The organism is Novosphingobium aquimarinum, from assembly GCF_009746585.1.
GTDB classification, from domain to species: Bacteria; Pseudomonadota; Alphaproteobacteria; order Sphingomonadales; family Sphingomonadaceae; genus Novosphingobium; species Novosphingobium aquimarinum.
Genome location: NZ_WRPO01000017.1, coordinates 59,869 through 83,961, shown reverse-complemented (window position 1 = coordinate 83,961; position 24,093 = coordinate 59,869). Strand labels below are relative to the sequence as shown.

The 24,093-nt window shown below is 66.5% G+C and carries 22 protein-coding genes; 14 read left to right on the top strand and 8 right to left on the bottom strand.

Annotation, left to right across the window (positions count from 1 at the left end):
* Positions 1–77: 77 nt before the first annotated feature.
* Both GQO94_RS15560 and GQO94_RS15555 read right to left on the bottom strand, forming a co-directional pair.
* Positions 78–1,547, bottom strand: coding sequence for a DUF2252 domain-containing protein (locus tag GQO94_RS15560; RefSeq protein WP_198045990.1), 1,470 nt, complete (start codon positions 1,545–1,547; stop codon positions 78–80).
* A gap of 302 nt (positions 1,548–1,849) precedes the next feature.
* On the bottom strand, positions 1,850–2,503 hold the full coding sequence (locus GQO94_RS15555) for a hypothetical protein (RefSeq protein ID WP_156842351.1): 654 nt from the start codon (positions 2,501–2,503) through the stop codon (positions 1,850–1,852).
* Between GQO94_RS15555 and GQO94_RS15550 the strand changes: the two genes are divergently transcribed.
* From GQO94_RS15550 to GQO94_RS15540, 3 genes are read left to right on the top strand one after another with little or no spacing between them, the layout of a single operon-like run.
* Positions 2,490–3,509: an NAD(P)H-dependent flavin oxidoreductase gene (locus tag GQO94_RS15550; protein ID WP_156842350.1), complete on the top strand. Its 1,020-nt coding sequence runs from the start codon at positions 2,490–2,492 to the stop codon at positions 3,507–3,509. The two genes, GQO94_RS15555 and GQO94_RS15550, sit on opposite strands and share 14 nt — an antisense overlap.
* Positions 3,510–3,519: 10 nt before the next feature.
* Positions 3,520–4,374, top strand: a complete 855-nt coding sequence (gene purU, locus GQO94_RS15545; protein WP_156842349.1) for a formyltetrahydrofolate deformylase — start codon at positions 3,520–3,522, stop codon at positions 4,372–4,374.
* Between the two features lie 22 nt (positions 4,375–4,396).
* Positions 4,397–4,795 carry a VOC family protein gene (locus tag GQO94_RS15540; protein WP_156842348.1) on the top strand — a complete coding sequence of 133 codons (399 nt, stop codon included), beginning with the start codon at positions 4,397–4,399 and terminating at the stop codon, positions 4,793–4,795.
* A gap of 224 nt (positions 4,796–5,019) precedes the next feature.
* Here GQO94_RS15540 and GQO94_RS15535 read toward each other — a convergent pair whose 3' ends face one another.
* Positions 5,020–5,475: a beta-lactamase hydrolase domain-containing protein gene (locus GQO94_RS15535; RefSeq protein WP_156842347.1), complete on the bottom strand. Its 456-nt coding sequence runs from the start codon at positions 5,473–5,475 to the stop codon at positions 5,020–5,022.
* 92 nt (positions 5,476–5,567) lie between these two features.
* Here GQO94_RS15535 and GQO94_RS15530 point away from each other — a divergent pair, with 92 nt between their 5' ends.
* The 5 genes from GQO94_RS15530 (at position 5,568) to GQO94_RS15510 (ending at position 10,854) form a co-directional block, all read left to right on the top strand.
* On the top strand, positions 5,568–6,443 hold the full coding sequence (locus GQO94_RS15530) for a dienelactone hydrolase family protein (RefSeq protein WP_156842346.1): 876 nt from the start codon (positions 5,568–5,570) through the stop codon (positions 6,441–6,443).
* A 97-nt stretch (positions 6,444–6,540) separates the two neighbouring features.
* A complete protein-coding gene (locus GQO94_RS15525) occupies positions 6,541–7,551 on the top strand; it encodes an SPFH domain-containing protein (RefSeq protein ID WP_156842345.1) in 1,011 nt (336 codons plus the stop codon).
* Entirely contained in the window at positions 7,548–7,997 is a 450-nt protein-coding gene (locus GQO94_RS15520; RefSeq protein WP_408636640.1) for an NfeD family protein, read from the top strand. Before GQO94_RS15525 ends, GQO94_RS15520 begins: the two co-directional genes overlap by 4 nt.
* Positions 7,998–8,095: 98 nt before the next feature.
* Positions 8,096–8,497, top strand: a complete 402-nt coding sequence (msrB, locus tag GQO94_RS15515) for a peptide-methionine (R)-S-oxide reductase MsrB (RefSeq protein ID WP_156842344.1) — start codon at positions 8,096–8,098, stop codon at positions 8,495–8,497.
* 122 nt (positions 8,498–8,619) lie between these two features.
* Positions 8,620–10,854 (top strand): transglycosylase domain-containing protein, encoded by a 2,235-nt coding sequence (locus GQO94_RS15510; RefSeq protein ID WP_156842343.1) that lies wholly within the window; start codon positions 8,620–8,622, stop codon positions 10,852–10,854.
* Positions 10,855–10,878: 24 nt separating this feature from the next.
* Here GQO94_RS15510 and GQO94_RS15505 read toward each other — a convergent pair whose 3' ends face one another.
* The 4 genes from GQO94_RS15505 to hflK all read right to left on the bottom strand — a co-directional run bounded on the left by GQO94_RS15505 (position 10,879) and on the right by hflK (position 15,441).
* Positions 10,879–11,793: an ATP-grasp fold amidoligase family protein gene (locus GQO94_RS15505; protein WP_156842342.1), complete on the bottom strand. Its 915-nt coding sequence runs from the start codon at positions 11,791–11,793 to the stop codon at positions 10,879–10,881.
* A gap of 12 nt (positions 11,794–11,805) precedes the next feature.
* The gene (locus tag GQO94_RS15500; RefSeq protein WP_198045989.1) at positions 11,806–13,380 is read right to left on the bottom strand and encodes a Do family serine endopeptidase; all 1,575 of its coding nucleotides are present in this window, start codon (positions 13,378–13,380) and stop codon (positions 11,806–11,808) included.
* A 109-nt stretch (positions 13,381–13,489) separates the two neighbouring features.
* Positions 13,490–14,326 (bottom strand): protease modulator HflC, encoded by an 837-nt coding sequence (gene hflC / locus GQO94_RS15495; RefSeq protein ID WP_198045988.1) that lies wholly within the window; start codon positions 14,324–14,326, stop codon positions 13,490–13,492.
* On the bottom strand, positions 14,326–15,441 hold the full coding sequence (gene hflK, locus GQO94_RS15490) for a protease modulator HflK (RefSeq protein WP_156842340.1): 1,116 nt from the start codon (positions 15,439–15,441) through the stop codon (positions 14,326–14,328). Before hflK ends, hflC begins: the two co-directional genes overlap by 1 nt.
* 210 nt (positions 15,442–15,651) lie before the next feature.
* Here hflK and GQO94_RS15485 point away from each other — a divergent pair, with 210 nt between their 5' ends.
* From GQO94_RS15485 to GQO94_RS15465, 5 genes are all read left to right on the top strand, one after another.
* The gene (locus GQO94_RS15485; RefSeq protein WP_156842339.1) at positions 15,652–16,623 is read left to right on the top strand and encodes an Mrp/NBP35 family ATP-binding protein; all 972 of its coding nucleotides are present in this window, start codon (positions 15,652–15,654) and stop codon (positions 16,621–16,623) included.
* 44 nt (positions 16,624–16,667) lie between these two features.
* Positions 16,668–18,935: a molybdopterin cofactor-binding domain-containing protein gene (locus tag GQO94_RS15480; protein WP_156842338.1), complete on the top strand. Its 2,268-nt coding sequence runs from the start codon at positions 16,668–16,670 to the stop codon at positions 18,933–18,935.
* Positions 18,936–18,967: 32 nt separating this feature from the next.
* Positions 18,968–20,008 (top strand): ferrochelatase, encoded by a 1,041-nt coding sequence (gene hemH / locus GQO94_RS15475; protein WP_156842355.1) that lies wholly within the window; start codon positions 18,968–18,970, stop codon positions 20,006–20,008.
* Positions 20,009–20,071: 63 nt separating this feature from the next.
* Positions 20,072–21,058 (top strand): helix-turn-helix domain-containing protein, encoded by a 987-nt coding sequence (locus tag GQO94_RS15470; RefSeq protein WP_232332959.1) that lies wholly within the window; start codon positions 20,072–20,074, stop codon positions 21,056–21,058.
* Positions 21,059–21,399: 341 nt separating this feature from the next.
* Positions 21,400–22,236, top strand: coding sequence for a GGDEF domain-containing protein (locus tag GQO94_RS15465; protein ID WP_198045987.1), 837 nt, complete (start codon positions 21,400–21,402; stop codon positions 22,234–22,236).
* Positions 22,237–22,304: 68 nt separating this feature from the next.
* On the opposite strand, the gene GQO94_RS15460 is transcribed toward GQO94_RS15465, so the two are convergent.
* Positions 22,305–22,694 (bottom strand): ribonuclease HI, encoded by a 390-nt coding sequence (locus GQO94_RS15460; RefSeq protein ID WP_156842336.1) that lies wholly within the window; start codon positions 22,692–22,694, stop codon positions 22,305–22,307.
* A gap of 79 nt (positions 22,695–22,773) precedes the next feature.
* Between GQO94_RS15460 and GQO94_RS15455 the strand changes: the two genes are divergently transcribed.
* Positions 22,774–23,976, top strand: a complete 1,203-nt coding sequence (locus GQO94_RS15455; RefSeq protein ID WP_156842335.1) for a GGDEF domain-containing protein — start codon at positions 22,774–22,776, stop codon at positions 23,974–23,976.
* Positions 23,977–24,093 lie beyond the last annotated feature (117 nt).

Here is a 24,093-nt window from a genome sequence, read left to right as displayed (position 1 = left end):
CGCGCCCCCACCCGGCCTCCCATGAGTATACCCTGATCGGGAGGCCGGGTGGGGGCGCGGGCCGGTGCCGCTAATACTCAATCGTAACGCGCCACTCTGCGCGAAAAGGCACCCTTGGCGTAGTCGCGGCCGAAGGCCTTCCAGTCGGACTTGACGCGCTTGGCCGCTTCCTCGGCGAAGCAGACCATGTCGTCCACGAACAGGCTGTGCGGTTCCATGTCTTGCAGGATCGCGGGTTCGATGTCGTAGTCGACCGCGCCCGCCTCGTCGCTGCGCGCATGGGCGAGCGCGAGCGAGTGACCGCAGGCTTCGGCGTATTGCCGCCAGCCGTCGTAATCGAGATCGTCGAGGTCCATGTCGTCGCGGAACGGAGCGCGTTCGCGCGTCATGTAGCTGTGCCCTTCGATTTCGACCGCGCCGAAGAACACGTCGCCATGCGGCAGATGAATGCGCTGACCGGCGGCGATGCGTTCGGCGCGATCGCCCGGATCGAGATCGCCGGTGGGCACCACCCCGTCGAGCGCGCTGCGCCGGGCCCGCTTCATCTCGATGATGAGATCGTCGCTGCCATCTCCATCGGGCCCTTCGACCATCACGTAATAGCGCACCAGGCCCAGCGACGCGCAGCCGGCCCCGTGGCGTAGCGCCACGTCCTTGACGCGCAACTCGCCGAAACGGCCGCCCGGCTCGATGCCGTTGCGTTTCGCCAGCGCCTCGATGAGCTCCTGGAATTCGGCAACGCGGCCGGAGATCGGCTGCAACTCGTCACTCGCGCGGAAGCCCTTGCGGGTCTCGTCATGGTGCTTGTCCGCCAGCCATTCGCTGCGCGGCGTCATCGCGTCGTCGAACAAGGCGCGGATGATGGGCGGGGCGTTGTCCATGCGGAAGACGTCGCGGGATTCGGTGGCGTGGCGGGCGAAGTGGCGCAAGCCTTCGATGTAGCCGTTGACGAACGCGCGCGCGACCTTGCGGCGCTTCTTGTGCTTCATCGAGCCCTTGCATTTGGTAGCCAGCAGAAAGCCCGTCGCGCCGCGCTTGATGTCCCAGCTATAGGGCCCGTAAGTCACTTCGTCGAAGTCGTTGACCGAGAAGATCGGGATGTTGTCGGCATTGGGCATGACCCCGAAGTTGCCGGGATGAACGTCCCCCAGAAGCAGGACTTTGGGCCGGGCGGCGTCGCGACCGGCGATGTCGCGGTAGAACAATAGCGCCGTGCCGCGGAAGAACGAGTAGAGATCGTCCGCGAGCGCATCGAATTTCTCCTGAGTGCCTTGCGCGTGGGTATCGATCCGTTCGGCGTGATCGTCGAGCACGCAGGCGCGCACGTGCATCCGGCGGGCGTGGCCCGACAGCATCGTCGGCAAAGCGATCGCCGCGCCCGAGGCATAGCGTTCAGCGAGCTCGCGATAGGCGTCGTGTCGCGATCCCAGCTTGGTCTGGCGGCTGTTCATGGCGGGCTTTTCGGGCGGCTTTGCGGACTTGCGCGTGCGCTTGGGGCTTGCGCTGCGGTTGGCCTGCTTCGCTTCAGACTTCGCCTTGGCTGCCATGCCCGTTCCTTCGTCGCCCCACATTGGAAATGCGGATCGCGGTGATGTGTTCCGGCAGGGTGGAGCGGAAGCGGTCCGGGACACCGGAAGGGGCCCCGCGCGGCAAAGTACGAACTGCGCGGGGCCCAAGTCGTCCGGGAGCGAGAGGGAGAGTCGAGCCATGCTCGGCCGCCCCGGCATTTCACCTCTGGGACAGGGCGGTGGGGGAGACCCGGTCCTTGCTGTGTGTTGACGAGATAGGCGCTGCACATAAAATTGTGAAAGCGATTGAAACGAAGATTATGATCGTTTCTGACGATCATTTATTGCATGTAGCGCGCGACGGCCAGCTTGACCTCGAACTTGCGCAAGGCTTCGCGCGTTGCCGCCGGGTCGTCGTTCAGCGCGGCCTTGCGGGCTCGCGACAGGGCCTTCCAGAGGCGCTTGCGTCCGGCCTCATCCAGCCTGTCCGCAGCGGCGCCGAATTGCAGATGGAGGCGTCGCAGCTCGTGAAAGGTGCGCGGCGGGACATGACTCGCTGGATGCGCGCCTTCCAGGCGATCGGCGGCCCGCAACGCTCTCCTTTCGAGGGCATAGAGCTGATCCGTGACGTATTGCCGCCGCGCGATCATCAGCGCGGGCACGGCCTTGCCGCCGATGACGGGCGGCGTCCTTACCGCAAGCGGGTACGTCTGTACGTACCCGAGCGCGCAGGCGACCGCGAATCCTACGGCCAGCAGACCCCACAGGACCCGGTGGGCCTGGCGATCGTGCACCATGGCGTGCAGGAGGGCATGCCGCAGGGACCGCTGCTGACGGTTGCGATGGCGTCGCCGACTTCGTCTCCTGACTGTTTCCGCGATGGCTGCCTCCATCCAGCGCTCGACCACCGGCGCGGCTTGCCCGGCGCGGCTGCGCTCTATAAAGGCGCATGCCCGCAATACAGTCCCGAATGGAGCATGGATGAGCGCGTTCAACAAGAGTTCCGCCCTGATGGCGCGTGGCGCCGAGTTCCTGGGAAGCGATTACGCGATCCTGTGCGGGGCGATGTCTTGGGTTTCGGAACGCAAACTGGTCTCCGCGATCAGCAACGCCGGCGGCTTCGGCGTGATCGCCTGCGGCGCAATGACGCCCGAGCTGCTCGACGCGGAAATCGCCGCCACTCAGGCGCTGACGAGCCGCGCGTTCGGCGTCAATCTCATCACCATGCACCCGCAGCTGTTCGATCTGATCGAGGTCTGCGCCAAGCACGATGTCACGCACGTCGTGCTGGCCGGCGGCATCCCGCCCAAGGGCAGCGTCGAGGCGATCAAGCAGGGCGGCGCCAAAGTGATCTGCTTTGCACCGACGCTGGCGCTGGGCAAGAAGCTGCTGCGCTCGGGTGCGGACGCGCTGGTGATCGAGGGGATGGAAGCGGGCGGCCACATCGGCCCGGTTTCGACCTCGGTGCTGGCACAGGAAATTCTGCCCACGCTGGCGGCGGACAATCTGGTTTTCGTAGCCGGTGGAATCGGCCGCGGCGAAGCGATCGCAGGCTATCTCGAAATGGGCGCGGCGGGCGTCCAGCTCGGCACGCGCTTCGCCTGCGCCAGCGAATCGATCGCGCATCCCGATTTCAAGAAGGCGTTCTTCCGCGCCTCGGCCCGCGATGCGATCGCCTCGGTGCAAGTCGATCCGCGCCTGCCGGTGATTCCGGTGCGCGCGCTGCGCAACAAGGGCACAGAGGCGTTCTCGGCCAAGCAGATCGAAGTCGCGCGCCAGGTCGACGAAGCGGCCTTGGCGATGACCGAGGCGCAGCTCCAGATCGAGCACTACTGGGCCGGCGCGCTGCGCCGCGCGGTGGTGGACGGCGATATCGAGAACGGCTCGCTGATGGCGGGCCAGTCCGTGGGCATGGTGACGCAGGAAGAGCCCGCCGCCGAGATCATCGCCAAGCTCATGGCCGAGTGCGAGGCCGCGCTTTCCACGCGCGTCGCGGCCTGAAGGAGGCACCATGGCCGATCCGCTGATCCTCGCCTTGTCCTGCCGTGACCGCCCCGGCATCGTCGCACGCGTCACGGGCTTCCTGTTCGAGGCTGGCGGCAACATCATCGAGGCGCAGCAGTTCAACGACCTTGCCGAAGACCAGTTCTTCATGCGCGTCGAATTCGATCCCGGTCTCGCCGACCGCGACGCGGTGCGCGCCGGGTTCGAAACGATCGCGCACAACTATGCGATGGACTGGACCCTGCGCCGCCGCGATCGGCCGCGCCGGGTGTTGCTGATGGTCAGCAAGTTCGACCATTGCCTGGCGGACCTGCTCTATCGCCTGCACATCGGCGAACTGGCGATGGACGTGATCGGCGTGGTCTCGAACCACCCGCGCGAGGCGCTGGGCGACTTGTCGCTGGGCGACATTCCGTTTCACCATCTTCCGGTCACGAAAGATACCAAGGCCGCACAGGAGGCGGCGGTGCGTGCGCTGGTCGAACAGGGCGAAGCGGAATTGATCGTGCTCGCGCGCTACATGCAGATCCTTTCGGACGAGATGGCCGCGTTCCTTTCGGGGCGCTGCATCAACATCCACCACTCGTTCCTGCCCGGCTTCAAGGGCGCCAAGCCCTATCACCAAGCGCACGCGCGCGGCGTGAAGATGATCGGCGCCACCGCGCACTACGTGACGGGGGACCTCGACGAAGGGCCGATCATCCATCAGGATGTCGAACCGATCACGCACGCCGATTCTCCCGAGGAGCTCGTCCGCAAGGGACGAGACATCGAGCGGCGCGTGCTCGCCGAAGCGGTGCGCATGCACTTGGAAGACAGGGTCCTGCTGAACGGTACGCGGACAGTCGTGTTCCGCAGCTAAGACCCGCAGAAGGGACGAAGCGATGCAGGTCAGCGGCATAGATCACGTCAACATCCTCACGCGCGATCTCGATGCGACCGCGCGCTTCTACGCGGACGTCATGGGCCTCGCGCGCGCCGAGAACCCGGCGATCAAGGCAGGCTTTCAAGGCGCATGGATGCGCGACGCGGCGGGCAATGCGCTCGTTCACCTCGTCTGGAAGGACCCGGAGACGGATCACTACGCCGGCTACGAGCCCGGTGCGCTCACCAACGCGGTGCACCACGTCGCGTTCAAGTGCGCGGGCTTCGAGGACATGGTGCAGCGGCTCGAGGGTCTCGAAATCGAATATCGCGTGAACGACTTGTCGCACCTGGGACTGCGCCAGATCTTTCTCACCGATCCCAACGCAGTGAACCTCGAGCTCAATTTCGCCGATTAGAGGCAGGGATATTTACCCCTCGAGGTTGCTTCGAAACTTACCCTCCCCGTCATGCTGAACTCGTTTCAGCATCCATTTCGCCTCACAGCCGAGGTCCCACGGGGCGGCACCATGGATGCTGAAACAAGTTCAGCATGACGAGATGTGGGGCCCATCGCTCTCAGCGATGCCATTCGCGACGCCCGGGCATTTCAATTAGGATGAAGCAGTAGCAGCAAGCCGTGTCACGCACCCCTCGCAATGAAGGCACCCCAGACGGACGCGTACCGCTCGTCCTGATCAGGCGCCCATTGCCGCTCCATCAGTGCGCGGGCCTCCGCCTCGGGCATGCCCACCACGTCCCGGTGGTAGCGGTAGAAGAAGGCGGAGACGCGCCAGTTCATGATGCAGTGGACGTGAACCGGCTCCGAGGTGTCCTCGTACGCCTTGCGAAAGGCCGCATAGTGCGCATCCTCCGGCGCCTCGAACGGCACGGGGATGTGGGTGTAATCGATATCGCGCGCCGCCAGCAGCTTCGCCTCGTCCACCAGCGCGTGGGGCGAACTGTCGAGCGCCAGGTTGATGACGTGCCGCACGCCGAGAGCATCCAGCGATGCGATATCGTCCGCGACCAGCTTGCCCGAGGTCGTGGTGCGCGCATCGAGGCGCTGCCAGCAGGCGATGTGCGAGGGGTCTTCCACGGCCTTTCTCCCATGCCCGAAGCGACGGCTGGTCGCGCGGCCATCGCTTCGCTAGCCTGCATGCGTTCCAAGACAAAGCCCGGAGGCCGACGATGTGCGATGATTTTACCCGCAAAGCCGAGGACGAGGCGTTGGCGCGCCGCGGTCTGTCCCGCCGCGATTTTGCCGCGCTGGGCGCCAGTGTCGCGATGGCCGGGTGCGCCGCGACGTCCGGAGGTATGACCGCGGGCGGAAACGACATTTCCGAGGCCATGGTGCAGATCACCACCGCCGACGGGATCGCCGACGGGTTCTTCGTCCATCCGGTCGACGGCGCGCATCCGGGCATCGTCATGTGGCCCGACATCGCCGGGCTGCGCGAAGCGAAGAAGATCATGGCACGTCGCCTCGCCGCGGCCGGCTACGCGGTGCTGTGCGTCAATCAGTACTATCGCGGCGGCCCGCCGCCGCTGGACAGTTTCTCCGACTGGCGCACGCCCGAAGGACAAGCCAAGATCAAGCCGATGCGCGAGGCTCTGACGCCGCAAGCCGTGACACGCGATGCCAAGGCCTATGTCGCGTTCCTCGATGGCGAGAAGGCCGTCGACAAGGCCCGCGGGATCGGATCGAACGGCTACTGCATGGGCGGGCCGTTCACCGTCAGGACCGCAGCGGCGGTGCCCAGTCGGGTGAAAGCGGCCGCTTCGCTCCATGGCGGCGGTCTCGTCACCGACGAGCCCGACAGCCCGCACAAGCTGCTGGCGCAGACTCAGGCGGCTTATCTCTTCGCCATCGCGCGCAACGACGATGCCCAGAGCCCCGGCGACAAGGAGGCGCTGCGCAAGGCCGCCGATGCCGCCGGCGTAAAAGCCGAGATCGAAGTCTACGATGCCGACCACGGCTGGTGCGTGCCCGATTCCCCGTCCTACGATCCCAACGCGGCCGATCGCGCCTGGGATCGCATGCTGGCACTGTTCTCCGGGCTGTGACCGTAGCGGCGGGTGGGGCAGGCCGTGTTTGTCCGGATTCGCTTGCCCCCACCCCCCGTGCCGCTAGGGTTTGCCCTGAGCTTGAGGAGAGACGGCCATGGGTGGTTTTCTGATCGCGTTGATCGTGGTCGTGGTCGTGTTCCTGATGATGGGCGTGCGCGTCGTCCGGCAGGGCTACGTCTACACGATCGAGCGGCTCGGCAAGTTTACGCTTGCGGCTAATCCGGGGCTGCACCTCATCATCCCCTTCGTCGATCGCGTTGGCCAGAAGGTCAACATGATGGAGCAAGTGCTCGACATTCCGGGCCAGGAGATCATCACCAAGGACAACGCCATGGTCGGCGTCGACGCGGTGGTGTTCTTCCAGGTGCTCGATGCGGGCAAGGCGGCCTACGAAGTCGCCAATCTCTACGGCGCGATCATGGCGCTCACCACCACCAACTTGCGCACGGTGATGGGCTCGATGGACCTCGACGAAACCCTGTCGAAGCGGGACGAGATCAACGCCCGCCTGCTCTCGGTGATCGATCACGCAACCTCGCCCTGGGGCGTGAAGATCACTCGGATCGAGATCAAGGACATTCGCCCGCCGCTCGATATCTCGAACGCGATGGCGCGGCAGATGAAGGCCGAGCGCGAAAAGCGCGCCGAGATTCTCGAGGCCGAAGGGCGCCGGGCCTCCGAAATCCTGCGCGCCGAGGGCGAAAAGCAGGCGCAGATCCTGTCCGCCGAAGGTCGCCGCGAGGCGGCGTACCGCGATGCCGAAGCGCGCGAACGCGAAGCCGAGGCGGAAGCCAAGGCGACCACGTTGGTCTCCGACGCGATCGCGCAATCGGGTGTGCAGGCGATCAACTACTTCGTCGCGCAGAAATACACCGAAGCGGTGGGCAAGTTCGCGACCTCGCCCAATGCCAAGACGATCCTGTTCCCGGTCGAGGCGACGCAGCTGATCGGCACGCTGGGCGGGATCGGCGAACTGGTGAAGGAAGCGATTGGACCCGACGGCAGTTCGCCCGCCCCGCCGCGTCCGCCGCAGCCGGCGCCGCGCCGCCCGGTCCAGCCGCAAGCGTCGGTGCCGCCGTCCAACTTGCCATCGGGCAGCACGTGAGCGTGGACACGCTGTTCGACCTGGAACCGCACTACGCCTGGCTCGCGATCGGGCTGGTGCTGGCAGTGGGCGAGATGGCGATCCCCGGCGTGTTCCTGATCTGGATGGCGGGCGCAGCGGTCATCGTCGGGCTGTTTTCGTGGGTGGTGCCGATCGGCGTTCCGCTTCAGGTCGTGCTCTTCGCGCTGCTCTCGATCGCCGCGGTTTTCGTGGGGCGGCGCTATTTGCGCGACAATCCCATCGTGGCGGCCGACCCGATGATGAACATGCGCGGCGATCGCCTCGTCGGTGAAACCGTGGTGGTGACGCAAGCGATCGCAGGTGGCTCGGGCCGAGTTCGTCTGGGTGACAGCGAATGGCTCGCGCGCGGCCCCGATGCGGTTCCGGGCACGCGCCTCAAAGTTGTCGGCCACGACGGCACGGTGCTGGTGGTGGAGCCCGTCTGAGGCTGCCGCCGATCCGGTATTGCAAACGCTTCTGCCCGTGCGGAGCTCTGGAATTTGGCCGTTCTGGGGCCATATTCCTGTTCAAGGAGAAGCCGCGAATGACCGACAAGATCGAGAAGACCGAAGCCGAATGGCGCGAGACCCTGAGCCCCGAGCAGTACCACGTGCTGCGGGAAGCCGGGACCGAGCGCGCGTTCACCGGCAAGTACGAAAGTAACAAGCAGCCCGGCATGTACTTGTGCGCCGGATGCGGCACGCCCGTGTTCTCGTCCGATACCAAGTTCAATTCGGGTTCGGGCTGGCCGAGCTACACCGCGCCGGTGGACGAGGAGGCCGTCGACGAGCACCGCGACGTGTCGCACGGCATGGTCCGCACCGAAGTGCGCTGCGCCACGTGCGAAGGCCACCTCGGCCATGTCTTCCCCGATGGACCGGGACCCGAAGGCCTGCGCTATTGCATCAACTCGGCGGCGCTGGAGTTCGAACCCAAGGACGATTGAGCGCCGCGCCGACCCATCCACAGCTTCCGTCGGGGCCCTGTTAACCGCAGGTTACATTTGCCGTGGTCAAAGAGTAATCAGCGATCGGACGCAGGGTCCGCGACAGGGGTTCGAGCCTAAGAATGCCATCGGATTCAGGCAAGCGCCGGCGGTCCTCGTCGAGTTCGTCGCGACCGCCGGAGAAACCCTTCTGGCGCCGCGCCTTGCGTGCCGTGTTCCTGTGGGGCGGCGGGCTGGCAATTCTCGGCCTGATCTTTCTCGTCACCGCGGTCTTGATGACCGCGCGCGAGTTGCCCGGCTTCCAGACGCTCAAGACCAGCCAGAACGGACAGATGATCGTCGTACGCGCGCGCGACGGCTCCGAACTGGTGACGCTGGGGCCGAGCTACGGCCGCTGGATCACGCACGAGAGTATGCCGCAGGTCATGAAGGATGCGATGGTCTCGGTGGAGGACCGGCGCTTCTATTCGCACATCGGCGTCGATCCGCTCGGGCTGCTACGCGCGATCTATACCGCCGCGACCGGCGATAACCGCATTTCCGCGACTTCCACGATCACCCAGCAGCTCGCACGCAATATCTTTCTGAACAACAGCCGCAGCTATACGCGCAAAGTGCGCGAGGGCGTGCTGGCGCTGGCGCTGGAGCGCAAGTTCTCGAAGGAACAGATCCTCGAGCTCTATCTCAACAAGGTCTACTTCGGCGGTGGCGCTTACGGGATCGATGCGGCGAGCCGGAAATTCTTCGGCCACCCGGCGTCCGAACTCTCGCTGCCCGAGGCCGCGATCATCGCGGGCCTGGTCAAGGCGCCTTCGCGCTATGCCCCCACCGCCGACGTCAATGCCGCGGTGGATCGCGGCGAAGTGGTCCTGCGGCTCATGGCCGAACAGGGCAAGATTGCCGCCTCCGAACGAAACATCGATCTCGATACGGTCCGCATCGCCAAGGAAGCCGGCCAGAACTCGGTGCGCTATTTCACCGACTGGGCGCTGCCGCAGCTCGATCTCCTGATCCCCGCCACCAACGAGCCGATCGAGGTGTGGACCACGCTCGATCCGAAGATGCAGACCGAGGCGACCGAGGCGATCAAGTCCAAGGTGCCCAAGGGCGCGCAAGGTGCACTGGTGGCGATGGACCGCGACGGTGCGGTGCTCGCGCTGGTGGGCGGCACGGATTACGTCACGTCGAACTACAACCGCGCGGTAAATGCGGTCCGCCAGCCCGGCTCTGCCTGGAAGCTGTTCGTCTATCTCGCCGCGCTCGAGGCGGGCTACACGCCGTCCGACCGCGTGGTCGACGAGCCGGTGACGATCGACGGCTGGAGCCCGCACAATTCGGGTCGCAACTATGCCGGCCCGATCGATGTGCGCACCGCCTTTGCCTATTCCAAGAACACCGTCGCGGCGAGCCTGGGTAACGAAGTCGGCTTCGGCACCGTCGCCAGCATGGCGCGGCGCTTCGGCATCACCACGCCGATCACCACCCTGCCGTCGATGGTGCTCGGCACCTCCGAAGTGCGGCTGATCGATATGACGCGGGCCTTTGCAGCGGTCTCGGCCAGCGGCAGCGCGATCGAGCCTTATGGCATCACCAAAGTCGAGACGAGCGACGGCAAAGTGCTCTATCGCCACGATCCGCGCCGGGGCGACGTGCTGGTGCCGCAATACGTCGCGGCCGGGATTACCGACTTGCTGCAATCGGCGGTTGCTACCGGCACGGGCCGCGCGGCGCAGATCGGGCGACCGGTCGCGGGCAAGACTGGCACGACCTCGTCCAACAAGGACGGCTGGTTCCTCGGCTTCTCGAGCGGGATCACCACCGGCGTGTGGATGGGCCGCGACGATGCCAAGGCGGTGCCGGGGCTGCAGGGCGGTCGTGCGCCGGCGGCGGCTTTCGCGCAGTTCATGCGCTTTGCGGTCAAGTCCCGCCCGGTCGAACAATTCGACACCGAGCTGAAGCTGCCCGAATGGCAGCTCGAGCCCGACGACGAATACATGAACGGCAGTCCCGACGATTATTTCTATGCTGACGAGAACGGCAACATGATCGGTCCCGAGCGCAGCCCCGGCTATGGCCCCCGCGACGGGCTCGGCCGCTATGACGATGGCTCGGTCGGCCCCGGCCCGGGCCCTGGCGATGCGCCGCCGCCGGCCGCCAGCGACGATTTTCTCGATCGCGCGCTGGGCCGCGACCAGCCCGATCCCGGTCTGCGACAGGGCCAGGGGGCGAACCCGCCACCGCTGCCGACCGTCCGGCGCGGCAGTGGCCCGCCGGAGCGGCAATCCGTGCCGCAGCCACCGCCACAGCAGCAAGGTCGGGGCAGGGATGATCGCGAGTACCGCCCGAACCCGTATTGAGGGGTGTTTCCGGGTTAAGCGGGCTCAGCGCTGCAAGGTGTCCGCGCCAGACGCCTGCAGGGCATCGCGCCACAGCCGTCCGAGTTCGACATCAATCCAAGGCGCCGCGAAGGGATCGAGGCCGGAGCCCGGATAGACGCTGAATTCGCCGAACAGCGGGCAACCGCCGACCTCGTAGAAATCCACGCGCACGAACGCCTGGCCCGCGGCGAGGACTTCCGCGGCGTCGAGCATGGCCGAAAGGCTGCGCGGTCGCAGCGGCTGCTCCGGCTGCGGTACCAGCTGCCGCCAATCGCGATCGTGCAGGATCCAGCGGTGTTCGCTTTCGCGGCCGAGATGGACCTGGATGTGCGTCGCCCTGCCGCCGAACACGTAGATCTTGTAGTCGATCGGGGGAATGCGCCCGTCGCCGAGCAGGGTTTCGGCCAGCAGCCCGCGCGGCACGTCGGCATAGCTCCATTCGTCGAGCCATGTGCCGTAGCTGCTGCGCGTCCACCGGTCCGTACGATCCATCAGCTGAAGCCATTGCCGCTCGCTTGGAGAATGGGGCAGCGAAACGCACTGCTTGCAGCCGTGGCGGGCCTTCAGCATCGCCGGGAAGGCGAACGGCGGTGCATCGGCCAAGGCGTGGCCTTGCCACAGCAGCGGCACGACCCAATCCTTGCCCAGGGCGGTCTCGGCCATGGCTTTGGCGGCCAGCTTGTCGGTCATGGCGATGTGCGCGGGATCGCGCTCGCACAGCTTGCGGCGCTGAACGTACTCGGTGAAGCGGACGGGATCGGCCAGCCGGGGCCAGCGGCCATGCCGCCACAGATATGTCAGCGCGATCCGCGAACGGACTGCGAGCGCGCGAACGGTGCCCGGTTCGCTAGAGCGATCGTTGTCGCCAGGGGCCACACCCTTCGGCGCTCGCCGCCGCGTGGCGGCGAGCGCCGACATGAGGGGATGGCCTCAGCGCAGGCGGATGGGGATGTAGGTCGCGGGCTGGCCACGACGTTGCACTCGCAGCAGCAGCGCGTCGCGACCGGATCCCTTGGCCGAGCGCACCGTCTTTTCCAGAGCTTCGGGCGAGGTCACATCCTGATAATTGGACGACAGGATGATGTCGCCGCGGCGCAGACCCTTCTGCCCTGCATCGGACGAGGGATCGACCGCGGACACGACCACACCCTGCGTATCGGTGGACGCCCCGAGCTGACGCGCGATCTGCGGCGTGAGCGGGATGACCGAAATGCCGAGCGCCTGTTCCGCCACGCCTTCGCCTTGCGGCTGCGGATTGGAGAACTGATCGTCCTCCTGCTCGGCATCGGGATCGAATTGCTGCTGGGCCAGTTGGTCGTCCGACGGGCGCTGCTCCACCGTGGCGTTGACCGTCATCGTGCGGCCGTTGCGGATCAGCTTGATCGGGATGCGCTTGCCGGGCGCGGTATTGGCAACGAGGAACGACAGCGTCTGGTCGCGCGTGACTTCCTTGCCATCGACTTCGATGACGACGTCGCCGGCCTGGATTCCCGCCTTGGCAGCGGCGCCGCCGGGCTCGACCATCTGGATGAATTCGCCCTTGTTGTGCGAAATGCCCAGCGAATCGGCGAGGTCCTCGTTGATCGGCTGGATGCGCACGCCGAGGTAGCCGCGCTCGATCGTCTCGCCCCGGATCAGCTTCTGCACGATCGGCGCCGCCGTCTCCGCCGGAATCGCGAAGCCGATGCCGACGCTGCCGCCCGAAGGCGAGAAGATCGCGTTGTTGATGCCGATGACGTTGCCGCTCATGTCGAACATCGGGCCGCCCGAGTTGCCGCGGTTGATCGCGGCATCGGTCTGCAGGTAACGATCGTAAGCGCCGCCCTGGCCGGTGTTGCGGTAGACCGCCGAGATGATCCCCGAAGTCACCGTGCCGCCGAGGCCGAACGGATTGCCGATGGCGATGACCCAGTCACCGACTCGCGAATTGGCCGAATCGCCGAACTTGACGAACGGCACCGCCTTGCCGGCGTTGATTTTCAGCACCGCGAGGTCGGACTGCGGGTCCTTGCCGATGAGCTTGGCCGGATATTCGGTCCCGTCGGGCATGGTGACAGTGATCGATTCGACTTCGGCGCTGCGATTGCCGGCCGAGATGACGTGATTGTTGGTGACGACATAGCCGTCCGCCGAAACGATGAAACCCGATCCGAGCGATTGCGCCTCGCGGGTTTGCGGTCCGCCTTGGCCCTGGCCACCGAACAAGTCGGCAAACGGGGTCCCGGCAAAGGGGTTGTTCTGCTGCTGGACCTGCACGCGCTGGCGCGTCGAGATATTGACCACCGCGGGCGCGAGCTGTTCGGTCAGGTCGGCAAAGCTGGCAGGCGCTCCGGAGCGGGGCACCATGCGGCTAATCTGACTGCTCTCGTTCTGCGCGACTTGCGCGCCGGCGGGCAGTCCGGTCACCAGTGAAATCGTGGCGCCCCCGATTAGGAGCGCTGTGGTCAATCCATAAGCATATCGCACGGGCTTCACGTCCTCTTGATCCTTCCGTTTAGCGGTCATCGGCCCCACTTCTTCTTCGCATCGCGATTGAAGCCCCATCGGCTTAACCGGGATTGAATGGCACCGGGCCCGGCAGATTCCTTGCTCCACCAGCGCCGGATTGGCTCCCTCAAGGTCCCTTGAACTGCTTGAGGTAGCTGTTGTCGGGCGAGAGCAGAATCGTCGTGGCTCCCGCATCGTCGTTGAAGGCGTAATCGTAGCTCTGCATCGCCCGATAGAAATTGTAGAAGTCCGCATCCTTGCCGAAACTGTCGGCGTAGGTCTTGGCGGCTTCGGCCTCGGCATCGGCGCGAATGAACTGCGCCTGCTTCTGGCCTTGCGCGCGGATCGTGGCGGCTTCCTGCTCGCGCGCGGCCTGCATCCGAGAGAACGCGCTTTCGAGTGCGCCTTCGGGAAGATCGGCGCGCTTGATCCGCACGTCGACGATCTTGACGCCGTACTCGCGCGCTTCCTTGTCGAGCCCGTCGCGGATGTTCTCCATCGCGCGGCCGCGTTCGGCGGTGAGCAGCGACTGGAAGGTGCGCTTGCCCAGTTCCTGGCGCAGCACCGAGGTCATGATCGGCTCGAGCTGTTCCTTGACGCGCTCGGTCGTGCCCGCGGTGCGGACCATGCGCACCGGATCGATCACGCGAAAGCGCGCGTAGGCATCGACATTGAGGCGCAGCTGGTCGGTCGACAGCACTTGCTGCGGCTGCATGTCGACCGAGAGCAAGCGCTTGTCGATCCGCTCGACCCGGTCGACGAAGGGAATGCGCAGCAGCATGCCCGCGCCGGTCTGGCCGAAATCGGCGTTGTCCTTATACCCGTTGATGACCTTGATCGGATCACCGAAGCGGATCACGACCGCTTGTTCCGATTCCGGCACGATGATCACGCTGGCCAGCAGCGCCACCAGGACGACGACGAGCGCGCCGATCGCGGCTTTGTATTCGCGCAGGACGTTCATCACTGTCCTCCCTGCGTCGTGGTCGTGGGCGGATTGGGAGCCGGCACCGTCTCGCCGCTACGCTGGCGCATCGCGGGCAGCGGCAGGTACGGCGTGACGCCATCGGCCTCGATCACGACCTTGTCGTTCTTGCTCAGCACGCGCTCCATCGTCTCGTAATACATGCGCCGACGCGTGACTTCGGGCGCGAGCCGGTACTGCTCGTAGACCTTGTCGAACGCTTGCGCGTCGCCCTGCGCGCGGGCGAGCAGCTGCTGCGCCCAGGCGCGGGCATTCGAACGGTCGCGCTCCGCATCCTGCTGCGCGGCTGTCACTTGCTGGAAGGCGCCGATCACTTTGGCGGGCGGATCGGCTTTCTTGATCTCGACACCCTGCACGGCGACGCCGGCGCGGTAGCCATCGAGCACGCGCTGCATGCGCTCACGCACCGATTGCTCCACTTGCGCACGCCCCGAGCCGGAAAGCGCGCCGTTGAGCGAGATTTCCGCGATCGAAGAGCGCATCGCCGCCTCGGCCACTTCGCGCACGGTTTCTTCCGGATCGGCGAGCCGCAGGCGGAAATTCTTCAGGTCCTTGATGTTCCAGCGCACCAGATAGCTGAGGTCGACCAGGTTCTGGTCGCTCGTCAGCATCAGCTTTTCGGCCTCGCCTTCGGGGATCGTGTAGACCTTGATCGAGGTGACGTCCGTCACTTCCACCGTCTGGAACGGCCAGGGCAGCGACAGCGACACGCCCGGCTGGATCGTGCGGGTGTACTTGCCGAAGGTGGTGACGATGCCCTCTTCCTTGGGGCCGACCATGTGCACGGTCGAAAGGCCCAGCCAGATCAGCACGATCGCGCCGATGATCAGCGGAAGCCAGCTCTTGCCGTCGGGGCGGCGCGGCATGCTGGGCATGCCACCTCCGCCGCCACCGCCGCCCTTGCGCCGTTCCGCTCCGAAAATGTCCTGAATGTTGGGCGAACGCCGCGGTCCGTTGGAAGGCGGCAACCACGGACTGTTGCCGCGCGAACGTGGCGGCTCGCTTTCGCCCGCATCGCCTTCGCCCGCGCTGCCGTCGGCCTGGCCATCGTCCGCGCCGCCCCGGTCACCCCAGGGGCTGCGGCGACCCGCCATGGCGAAACCGCCTCGCACCATCTTCCCACCAAATCCCTTCATGGCACTGACTATAGGAACGCGACCGCGCAAAAAACAGTGGTCCTTCGCGCAAAAACGTTTCCGATAGGCAGAGTTCCGAGGCGCTTGGGCGGTTTTCGTTTTGGGTTCGCGTGGCGCGTCGCGATGCTCTAGGGACACGCCCATGCTGGCGACGCAGGATACCGGACGATGAGCGAGGCCCCCTCCGAACTGATGGGGCTGCTGCCCGAAACGGTGGCGGGACGCGTGCAATCGCTGCGCCTGGCGGAGGGCCGGGCGATCCTGGTCTGCGACGCGACGGGGCTTTCTGCGCTCGATCGCGACAAGCTGGAAATCGCGGCGAAGGCGGCGCTGCGCGATGCGCCCGGCGTGACCGAAGTGCGCGTGGCGATGACGGCGGACAAAGTGCGCCGGCGGATCATCGCGGTCGGATCGGGCAAGGGCGGCGTCGGCAAGTCGACCGTCGCGGCCAATCTCGCCGTCGCGCTGGCGCGTACGGGCACCAAAGTCGGGCTGGTCGATGCCGACATCTATGGGCCCTCGCAAGCGCGGCTGCTCGCGACCGAGGACCAGCGCCCCAAGGCGAGCGAAAAACAGCTCATCCCCGTGCTGAGCCCCTGGGGGGTGCCGATGCTTTCGATGGCGCAGCTCGCCGATCCGGGGCAGGCGATCGCCTGGCGCGGGCCGATGGCCGCCAACGCGCTGACGCAAATGCTGGAAGCGGCCTGGGGCGATACCGAAGTGCTGGTGGTCGACATGCCGCCCGGCACCGGCGACATCCAGCTCACCCTCGTGCAGCGCTTCAAGCCGGACGGCGCGGTGATCGTCTCGACCCCGCAGGACCTCGCGCTGATGGACGCCACCCGCGCGATCGAACTGTTCGACAAGGCCGGGGTGCCGATCATCGGCGTGATCGAGAACATGTCGGGCTATGTCTGCCCGCATTGCGGCGAAGTGTCCGATCCTTTCGGTGCGGGCGGCGCGCAAGCGGTCGCCAAAGGCATGGAGCACGCTTTTCTCGGCCGCATTCCGCTGCACCTTGCGATCCGGCAGGATAGCGACTCCGGTCGCCCGCCGGCCGCCAGCGAGAGCGAACAGGGCGAGGCCTTTCGCGCCATTGCCGCGCGCATCGGCGACTGGCTCGAGGGCCAGACTGCGTGACGAGCGGGGTTTGCGGCACTGGCGCGGTGCGGGCGCGAGGCTGAATGGCGACGCGGCGCGCGGTCCTGATCGGAGCGCTGGCGGGAGGCGGCCTCGCGCTCGGCTACGTCCTGCGCCCGCACAGCTACCCTTTGCCGCTCGATCCGGGACGCGGCGAAGTCGCATTCGGAGCGTGGCTCAAGATCGGCACCGACAGCGTGGTTTCGGTCGCGGTACCGCAGCTCGAGATGGGGCAGGGGGTGACCACGCTGCTGCCGCAGATCGTCGCGACCGAACTGGGCGCGGACTGGCGGCAAGTCGCGGTCGAGCCCGCTCCGGTCAGCGCACTTTATGCGAACCTGCCGCTGGCGGCGCGCTGGCGCACCTTGTGGATGCCCGTGCTGCCCGATCTGGCCGAGGATCCCGATGGCCTGATCGCGCGGCGCTGGGCGGAAAGCCATCGCTTCGATGCCACTGCCGACGGCACCTCGCTGGCGGCCTACGAGGGGCTCGCGCGCGGCGCCGCGGCGTCGGCCAGAGCGATGCTGGCGCAAGCGGCCGCGTCGCGCTGGGGCGTTGCCTGGGAGGAATGCCAGGTCGCCGGCGGCTTCGTCACCCACGAGCAGAAGCGCCTGACGCTCGGCGCGCTGGCGGCCGAGGCGGCCAGCTTCGATCCGCCCGATCCGCCGCCTTTGCGGGCCGAGCCCGCGGCGCAGGATCCCGGGGAAGGCGGGTCCGACAGCGCCATGACGGGCGGCGCGCTTGTCTATCCGCGCCTCGATCTGCCGGCCAAGGTAGATGGCACCTACGTCTTTCCCGGCGACGTGCGCCTGCCGGGTCTCGTCTATGCCTCGATCCGCCACGGCCAGATCGGCGAGAGCACGCTGGCGGAATACGACAAGGACGCCGCGCAACGCGTTTCCGGGCTGATCACGCTGGTGCGTCACCGCCGCTGGCTCGCCGCGGTAGCGACCAACTGGTGGGCCGCCGAACAGGCCCTCGCCCGGATCGCCCCGCGCTTCGCCGTGCGCGATGCCGCCGACAGCGCGGGCATCGACGACGCGCTGGCCCAGGCGCTGCAGTCTGGCACGGCCGAGCGCCTGTTCGAGAAAGGCGATCCCGCTGCAGTGACGGGGCGGCTGACGCATCAGCTGCGCTACGAGGCCGCGCCCGCGCTGCACGCGACGATCGAGACGGCCAGCGCGACGGCTCGGCTGTCGGATGGCAAGCTCGAGCTATGGGCGGCCAGCCAGGCGCCCGAAAGCGCGCGGCGCGCGGCGGCGGCCGCGCTCGGCATGTCGACCGCCGATGTCGTACTCTACCCGATGCCCGCGGGCGGCAGCTTCGACCGGCGCCTGGAGCACGATCACGTCGTCGAGGCGGCGATCATCGCGCAGCAGGTGCGTCGCCCAGTGCAACTCACCTGGTCGCGCTGGCAGGAGCATGTCGCGGGCTGGCCGCGTCCGCCCGCAGTCGCGGTGCTGGCGGCGCAAACCGGCGAGACCGGGGCGATTTCGGCCTGGCGCACGCGGATCGCAGTCCCCCCCAGCGCGCGCGAGTTCGGCGCGCGCCTGTTCGGCCGTCGCGATCCCGTCGCCGCGCGCCGCGAAGTCGCCGGCGAGGCCGACGCGCTTGCGACCGAAGGCGCCGTGCCGCCATACGACATCGAGAACATCGCGCTCGATCACGTGCCCGCGACGATCGCGCTGCCCACCGCCCGCCTGCGCGGCAACGCGCACGGCTACACCGCGTTCTTCGTCGAGAGTTTCGTCGATGAACTGGCGCATCTCGCTGCGCGCGAACCGCTGGCTTATCGCATGGCCATGCTCGGCAAGGACCCGCGCCTCGCCGAATGCCTGCAGCGCGTCGCCGCGCTCTCGGGCTGGGGCGGCGGCGGCGACGCCAGCGGGCAGGGCATCGCCTGCCACCGTATCGGCGATGGCCGAATTGCCGTAGTGGCAAGCGCGCGGCGAGGTGAAATGGGGATACGCGTGGAAAGAATCAGCGCGGTCGCGGACATCGGCCGCATCGTCAATCTCGATATCGCGCGCCAGCAGATCGAAGGCGGCCTGGTGTTCGGCCTCGGCCACGCGCTTGGTGCGAGCACGGGCTATGCCGGCGGCGTGCCCGCTGCGCAGCGGCTCGCCGATCTCAATCTGCCGGTGCTGGCCGATTGCCCCGCGATCGAAGTCGATTTCGTCGCGTCCGAGGCCGATCCCGTCGATCCGGGCGAGATCGGCGTCGTGGCGGTCGCGCCGGCGGTCGCCAATGCCTTATTTTCCGCGACAGGCTTGCGCTTTCGCCGCCTGCCGCTGCTTTCCGAGGAGTTGTGACTCTGCCTGTTCCCGCCGATGCCCGCCCCGCCATGCCGCGCCCCGCCGATCATCCCGCGATCGCGACCGGCGGGATCGGCGTGCTGCTCGTCAATCTGGGTACGCCCGAAGCGCCCACGACCGAGGCCGTGCGCCGCTATCTGGCGGAGTTCCTCTCCGACAAGCGCGTGGTCGAGATCCCGTCGATCGCCTGGAAGCCGATCCTGCACGGCGTGATCCTGCGCACGCGCCCGGCCAAGTCCGCCCACGCCTATGCGCAAGTCTGGACCGAGCAGGGCTCGCCGCTGGCCGCGATCACCGCCGCCCAGGCGGAGGCGTTGCAAGCGCGGTTGGGCGAGAGCGTGCGGGTCGATTGGGCGATGCGCTACGGGTCGCCCGCAGTGGGCGATCGGCTGACCGCGATGAAGGCGCAAGGGTGCGACCGCATCCTCGTTGCCCCGCTTTATCCGCAGTACTCGGGCGCCACGACTGCCTCGGCGCTCGACGCGGTCGGCGCGGCGCTGGCGGCGATGCGCTGGCAGCCCGCCTTGCGGACCCTGCCGCCCTATCACGACGATCCCGCCTATATCGATGCGCTGGCGAGCGATCTCGGCGCGCAGATCGCGGCGCTCGATTTCATGCCCGAAGTGCTGCTGCTCTCGTTCCACGGGATGCCGCTGCGCACCTTGCGCCTGGGCGACCCCTATCACTGCCATTGCCGCAAGACCGCGCGCCTGCTGAACGAGAAGCTCGCCGGGACTTACCCCGATTTGCGCATCGATACGACGTTCCAGTCGCGCTTCGGCCGCGCCAAGTGGCTCGAACCCGCGACTGACGACGTGCTGGAGGCCGAAGCGCGCGCCGGCACGCGCCGCCTCGCGATCGCCGCGCCCGGGTTTTCCGCCGATTGCCTCGAAACGCTGGAGGAACTGGCGATCCGCGGGCAAGCGCAGTTCCGCGAAGCCGGCGGCGAGGATTTCGCGGCGCTTACGTGCCTCAACGATGGCGCGGCAGGGATGGCAATGCTCGAAACCCTGGTGCGACGCGAACTATCCGGCTGGCTCCCACCAAGTACTCACGCGAATAGTCCATAGGTTTCTTGACTTAGTCCCGTTTTGTTCTCATCCTGTTCGCGTATTTGGACAGGAGGCGAGTCGATGTTCCAGAATGCATACGAAGCCGGGCCGAAGTCTGATCTGATTTACGACGCGACGCACAGCGACACTGCGGGAATTCCCGTCTCGCTGTCGGTCTATGCCGATCGGGGCCACGTGCGCGATGCCGCGCGCGAGGATGCGGGGGCCGCAGGGCTGCGAGTGATGGCGATCGACAATCTCTCGGCCTTGCTCACCGGCGGCCCGCGGTCGCTGGGCGACGTGGTTCTGGTCGATTGCCCGGTCGCCGATGCCGCGTGCCTCGCCGCATTGGCCCGGCTCGACATGCGGGCGGCTCGAAGCGGCGCGCGGATCTTGGTGTCGACCTCGGTCGAGGCGCTCGATTCGGTTTTCGCCTGCATGGATGCTTCCTCGCCGCAGTTCCTCGTCGATCCGAGCCGCGCCGATCGCGTGATCGCGCTGGGGCAAGTCCTCGCCGGCTTTCCGTCCGGCCGCCTGCGTGAATTGTCCGAGGAGGATCGCTTGATGCTGCTGCGACTGACCGAGCAAGTCGGGCAGATCGCCAGCCGCATCGATCGCCTCGCCGGAACCCCCGTCGCCTTGAAGTCCGCGCCCGGCCCCGCCGCCACGCGCGTCGACGAGCATGCGGGACACACGGCGCTGCGCTCGATCCGGCCGCCTTTGCCGGATCCGCGGCTGGTGCGCTCGATCATCAAGCACCGCCGGTTGCGCGGTCGCTTCTTCGAAGGCGATCTGTTCGCCGATCCGGCTTGGGACATGCTGCTCGATCTCACCGCCGCGCGCGCCGAACATGCCCGCGTCTCGGTAACCTCGCTGTGCATTGCCGCCGACGTTCCGCCCACCACTGCGCTGCGCTGGTTCACGCAAATGGTCGAAGCCGGACTGTTCGAGCGGCAATGCGACGATACCGATCGCCGCCGCGCCTTCATTACGCTCAGCGAAAAGGCAGCGAACGCCATGGCCCGCTATTTCGACGAGATCGGCGCGGGTGCCCGCTTGGCCGCTTGAGAGGGGGCAGGAAGCCCCGCGCAAATCGATCCGCACGGCGCATGGATCTTACATGGAATTTTTGCGCGAATTACGGGCCCGTGCCGCCGCCATCTTTCCTGCGACGGCAGCGTAAGAATCCTCCGGGCAGGGAGAGCATCCCGCATGAAGGTCCGTTTATCCCAGTCAGCGCGCTAACCATGCTCTCGCGCGGATACACTGCGTCTTAACCGCTGTGCGCCTATCGACACCGGATGTCATTGCATGCGCGGCACGCCTATGCCCCTGTTCCGGAGCAGATCTGTTCGGCTTCGCCAGAGCAGCAGCCGGTCGCATGCATCGATCCTCTTCTCGAACGGGCCATGGCATTGGCGAGAGTGGGCGCCTGGTCATGCACCTTGCCCGACGAGCGTCTGAGCTGGACGCCGGGTGTCTACGATCTGTTCGGGCTGCCGGCCGGCGCCCCCATCGATCGGCGAGAGATCGTCGACATGTATGCAGAGGAATCCCGCGAGGCGATGCTACGCTTGCGCAGTCAGGCGATCGCCCGTTGCGGGACCTTCACGCTCGATGCGCAGATCGTGGCCGCTGATGGCGCCCGCCGATGGATGCGGCTGACCGGCGAGATGGTGAAGCAGGCGGGACAAGCGCCGCGGCTCCACGGACTGAAGCAGGATATCACCGAGGAGAAGTTGCGCTGGGAGGAGATGCGGCAGCGCGCGGAAAACGATGTGCTCACCGGATTGGCCAATCGCGCTGCGTATGAAAGCCGCTTCCTCAACCGAACCAACACGTTCGCCGTCCTGGCGCCGGTGGGAGCGCTGCTGCTCTTCGACCTAGACGGATTCAAGGAGATCAACGACCGGTTCGGTCACGCCGCCGGCGACACTTGCCTCCGGGTCTTCGCCGAGCGACTGTCCGCGAGCTTTCCGCAAGCGCTGCTTACCGCCCGCATCGGCGGCGACGAATTCGCGGTGATCGTGGGCGCAGGCAGTCCGCTCGGATCGCTCGAGCGCCAGTTGAAGGAGTTTCACAAGCTCCTGAATGCGCCGGTGCTATGGCAAGGGCAGATGCTCGCAATCGCGGCGTCGACCGGTATCGCCACCCCGCCCAATCCGTATCTTTACGATGCCGAGGAGTTGTTCGTCCGCGCGGACGCCGCGCTCTACGCGGCCAAGCGGACGCGCCGCGGCGCTTAGCTGACGTCGACTGCGGGGGCTTCGGCGCTACGCACTCCCATGCCCCCACTCGCTCTCTCAGCGGGCCCTCAGCGGGGATGGCGCGCGGCCAGCGCAATCCCTGCTAGGTTCTGCTGTCGCTTGATCCAGCGGACGTCGACCCGCATCGGCGCCGCTGCGTGGACGGCAGCCCGAAACGCCACCGCATGTCCCGACGTGGCCGCGCCCTCGTTCAGGATCGCCCGCGCGCGCCGGACGATATCCTTCGCGTCGCCGACAAGTTCGACCTGCGCCAGTCCGACAGAGCTCGCGACGGTCACCGCCCGGATCAGCGCCAGCCACTCGGCATCCGCGTTGCTGCCATAGCCGAGATCATCGAAGCGATACGTCATGCCGCGTATCACCACCGCAGCCTCGATCCGGCCGGGATTGGGACGGCAGCCGCCGTCGAAGAACACCTTGATCCGTTTGCCGCTCACCGAGCCATTCTGCCGCCGATCTTCACGAAATGTGCGGACTTCTCACATAGGCCCTCGGCCATCACGATTCGAGAGTTCGATGACAGCCGCCTTTATCCTCATCATCAACGTGTCGGTCGCCGCTTTGTTTGCTGTCGCATTCGCGGTTTTCGCAGCGACCAATCCCGCGGTTCGCGGGGCGCGTTGGTTGGCGGCGGCATACGGCGTCGGGGTTCTCGATGTCGCTCTGGAGTTCAGTCTTCCGTGGTTTGCTAGGCCGGCGGTCACTGGCATCGCCATTTATCTGGTCTATCTTCTGGCCCTCACCTTCGGTCTCAAGGGTTTGGCGTCCCATTACCGCGTGCGATGGCCGAGCCTGGCCTTGGGTATCGTCTGGGCCGGCGCGATCGTGTCGATCCCGTTCCTCCTGACCTGGCCCTACGGCTCGACACCCCGCCTTGTTCTTTATCAATTGCCGTACGTCGCGATGCATCTGCTGATGATCGCCGTGGTCCTGCGTTCCGGCCGGCGGACGTTGCTCGACAGGCTTCTGATAGGCGTGAGTGGTCTCGTCGCGCTTGCTTGCCTTTCGAAGCCCGCCATTGCGAGAACGATCGGTGCGGCGGATGGACCGCAGAATTACATCGCGTCGCAGTATGCCGCCGTATCGCAGACGATCGGTGCGGTCGCGCTGATCGCCCTCGCTCTCGTGCTGATGCTGGTCATCATGCGCGACGTGACGATCGAAATGGTGGCTCGTTCCGAAACCGATCCCTTGTCCGGTGTCCTCAATCGTCGAGGATTCGAGAAGCATGCGGTTCGCGCGGTCGAGAGAGCGAGGCGTAGCGGCGAGCCCCTTGCCTACGTCACTCTGGATGTCGACCGCTTCAAGGCGATCAATGACGGATATGGCCATGCCGAGGGGGACAGGGTTATCGTCGCGCTTGCCGCGTTGTTGACGGAAAACCTCGAAGATCGGGACCAGGTCGCCAGGATGGGGGGCGAGGAATTCGCCTTGCTTCTGTCAGGCCGAACGGCAGAGGACGCCCGCCAGATCGCGGAGACGATCAGGATCCTGATTGCCAGGACGCTTCGAGTGAGTTGCGACGAGACCAGGATCGTTACCGCCTCTTTTGGCGTGGCCGAATTTGAGGCCGGCGATCAGCTTTCCGACCTGGGGAGACGATCGGACATGGCGCTCTATGCCGCAAAGGCCGCTGGGCGAAACAGAGTATCTGTTTCGAGCAGCCTTTCGACCGAACAACGATGCGCCGCTCCTCAGCCCGCGGCATCTTATGCGTGAGTAGAACTCTGCAGGATCGTTGTTCTGGGTTGCTGCCGACGGCCCGATAGCCGGGCAGCCCCGGTCAGCGCATGATGAAGAAAACACGTTGACGTACGCGGAGTGGAATGTACGGCA

Coding starts and splice junctions, on each gene's coding strand:
- GQO94_RS15560 (WP_198045990.1), bottom strand. CDS start 1,547: ATGGCAGCCAAGGCGAAGTCTGAAGCGAAGCAGGCCAACCGCAGCGCA.
- GQO94_RS15550 (WP_156842350.1), top strand. CDS start 2,490: ATGAGCGCGTTCAACAAGAGTTCCGCCCTGATGGCGCGTGGCGCCGAG.
- purU (WP_156842349.1), top strand. CDS start 3,520: ATGGCCGATCCGCTGATCCTCGCCTTGTCCTGCCGTGACCGCCCCGGC.
- GQO94_RS15540 (WP_156842348.1), top strand. CDS start 4,397: ATGCAGGTCAGCGGCATAGATCACGTCAACATCCTCACGCGCGATCTC.
- GQO94_RS15530 (WP_156842346.1), top strand. CDS start 5,568: ATGTGCGATGATTTTACCCGCAAAGCCGAGGACGAGGCGTTGGCGCGC.
- GQO94_RS15525 (WP_156842345.1), top strand. CDS start 6,541: ATGGGTGGTTTTCTGATCGCGTTGATCGTGGTCGTGGTCGTGTTCCTG.
- msrB (WP_156842344.1), top strand. CDS start 8,096: ATGACCGACAAGATCGAGAAGACCGAAGCCGAATGGCGCGAGACCCTG.
- GQO94_RS15510 (WP_156842343.1), top strand. CDS start 8,620: ATGCCATCGGATTCAGGCAAGCGCCGGCGGTCCTCGTCGAGTTCGTCG.
- GQO94_RS15505 (WP_156842342.1), bottom strand. CDS start 11,793: ATGTCGGCGCTCGCCGCCACGCGGCGGCGAGCGCCGAAGGGTGTGGCC.
- GQO94_RS15500 (WP_198045989.1), bottom strand. CDS start 13,380: ATGACCGCTAAACGGAAGGATCAAGAGGACGTGAAGCCCGTGCGATAT.
- hflC (WP_198045988.1), bottom strand. CDS start 14,326: ATGAACGTCCTGCGCGAATACAAAGCCGCGATCGGCGCGCTCGTCGTC.
- hflK (WP_156842340.1), bottom strand. CDS start 15,441: ATGGCGGGTCGCCGCAGCCCCTGGGGTGACCGGGGCGGCGCGGACGAT.
- GQO94_RS15485 (WP_156842339.1), top strand. CDS start 15,652: ATGAGCGAGGCCCCCTCCGAACTGATGGGGCTGCTGCCCGAAACGGTG.
- GQO94_RS15480 (WP_156842338.1), top strand. CDS start 16,668: ATGGCGACGCGGCGCGCGGTCCTGATCGGAGCGCTGGCGGGAGGCGGC.
- hemH (WP_156842355.1), top strand. CDS start 18,968: ATGCCGCGCCCCGCCGATCATCCCGCGATCGCGACCGGCGGGATCGGC.
- GQO94_RS15470 (WP_232332959.1), top strand. CDS start 20,072: ATGTTCCAGAATGCATACGAAGCCGGGCCGAAGTCTGATCTGATTTAC.
- GQO94_RS15465 (WP_198045987.1), top strand. CDS start 21,400: ATGGCATTGGCGAGAGTGGGCGCCTGGTCATGCACCTTGCCCGACGAG.
- GQO94_RS15455 (WP_156842335.1), top strand. CDS start 22,774: ATGACAGCCGCCTTTATCCTCATCATCAACGTGTCGGTCGCCGCTTTG.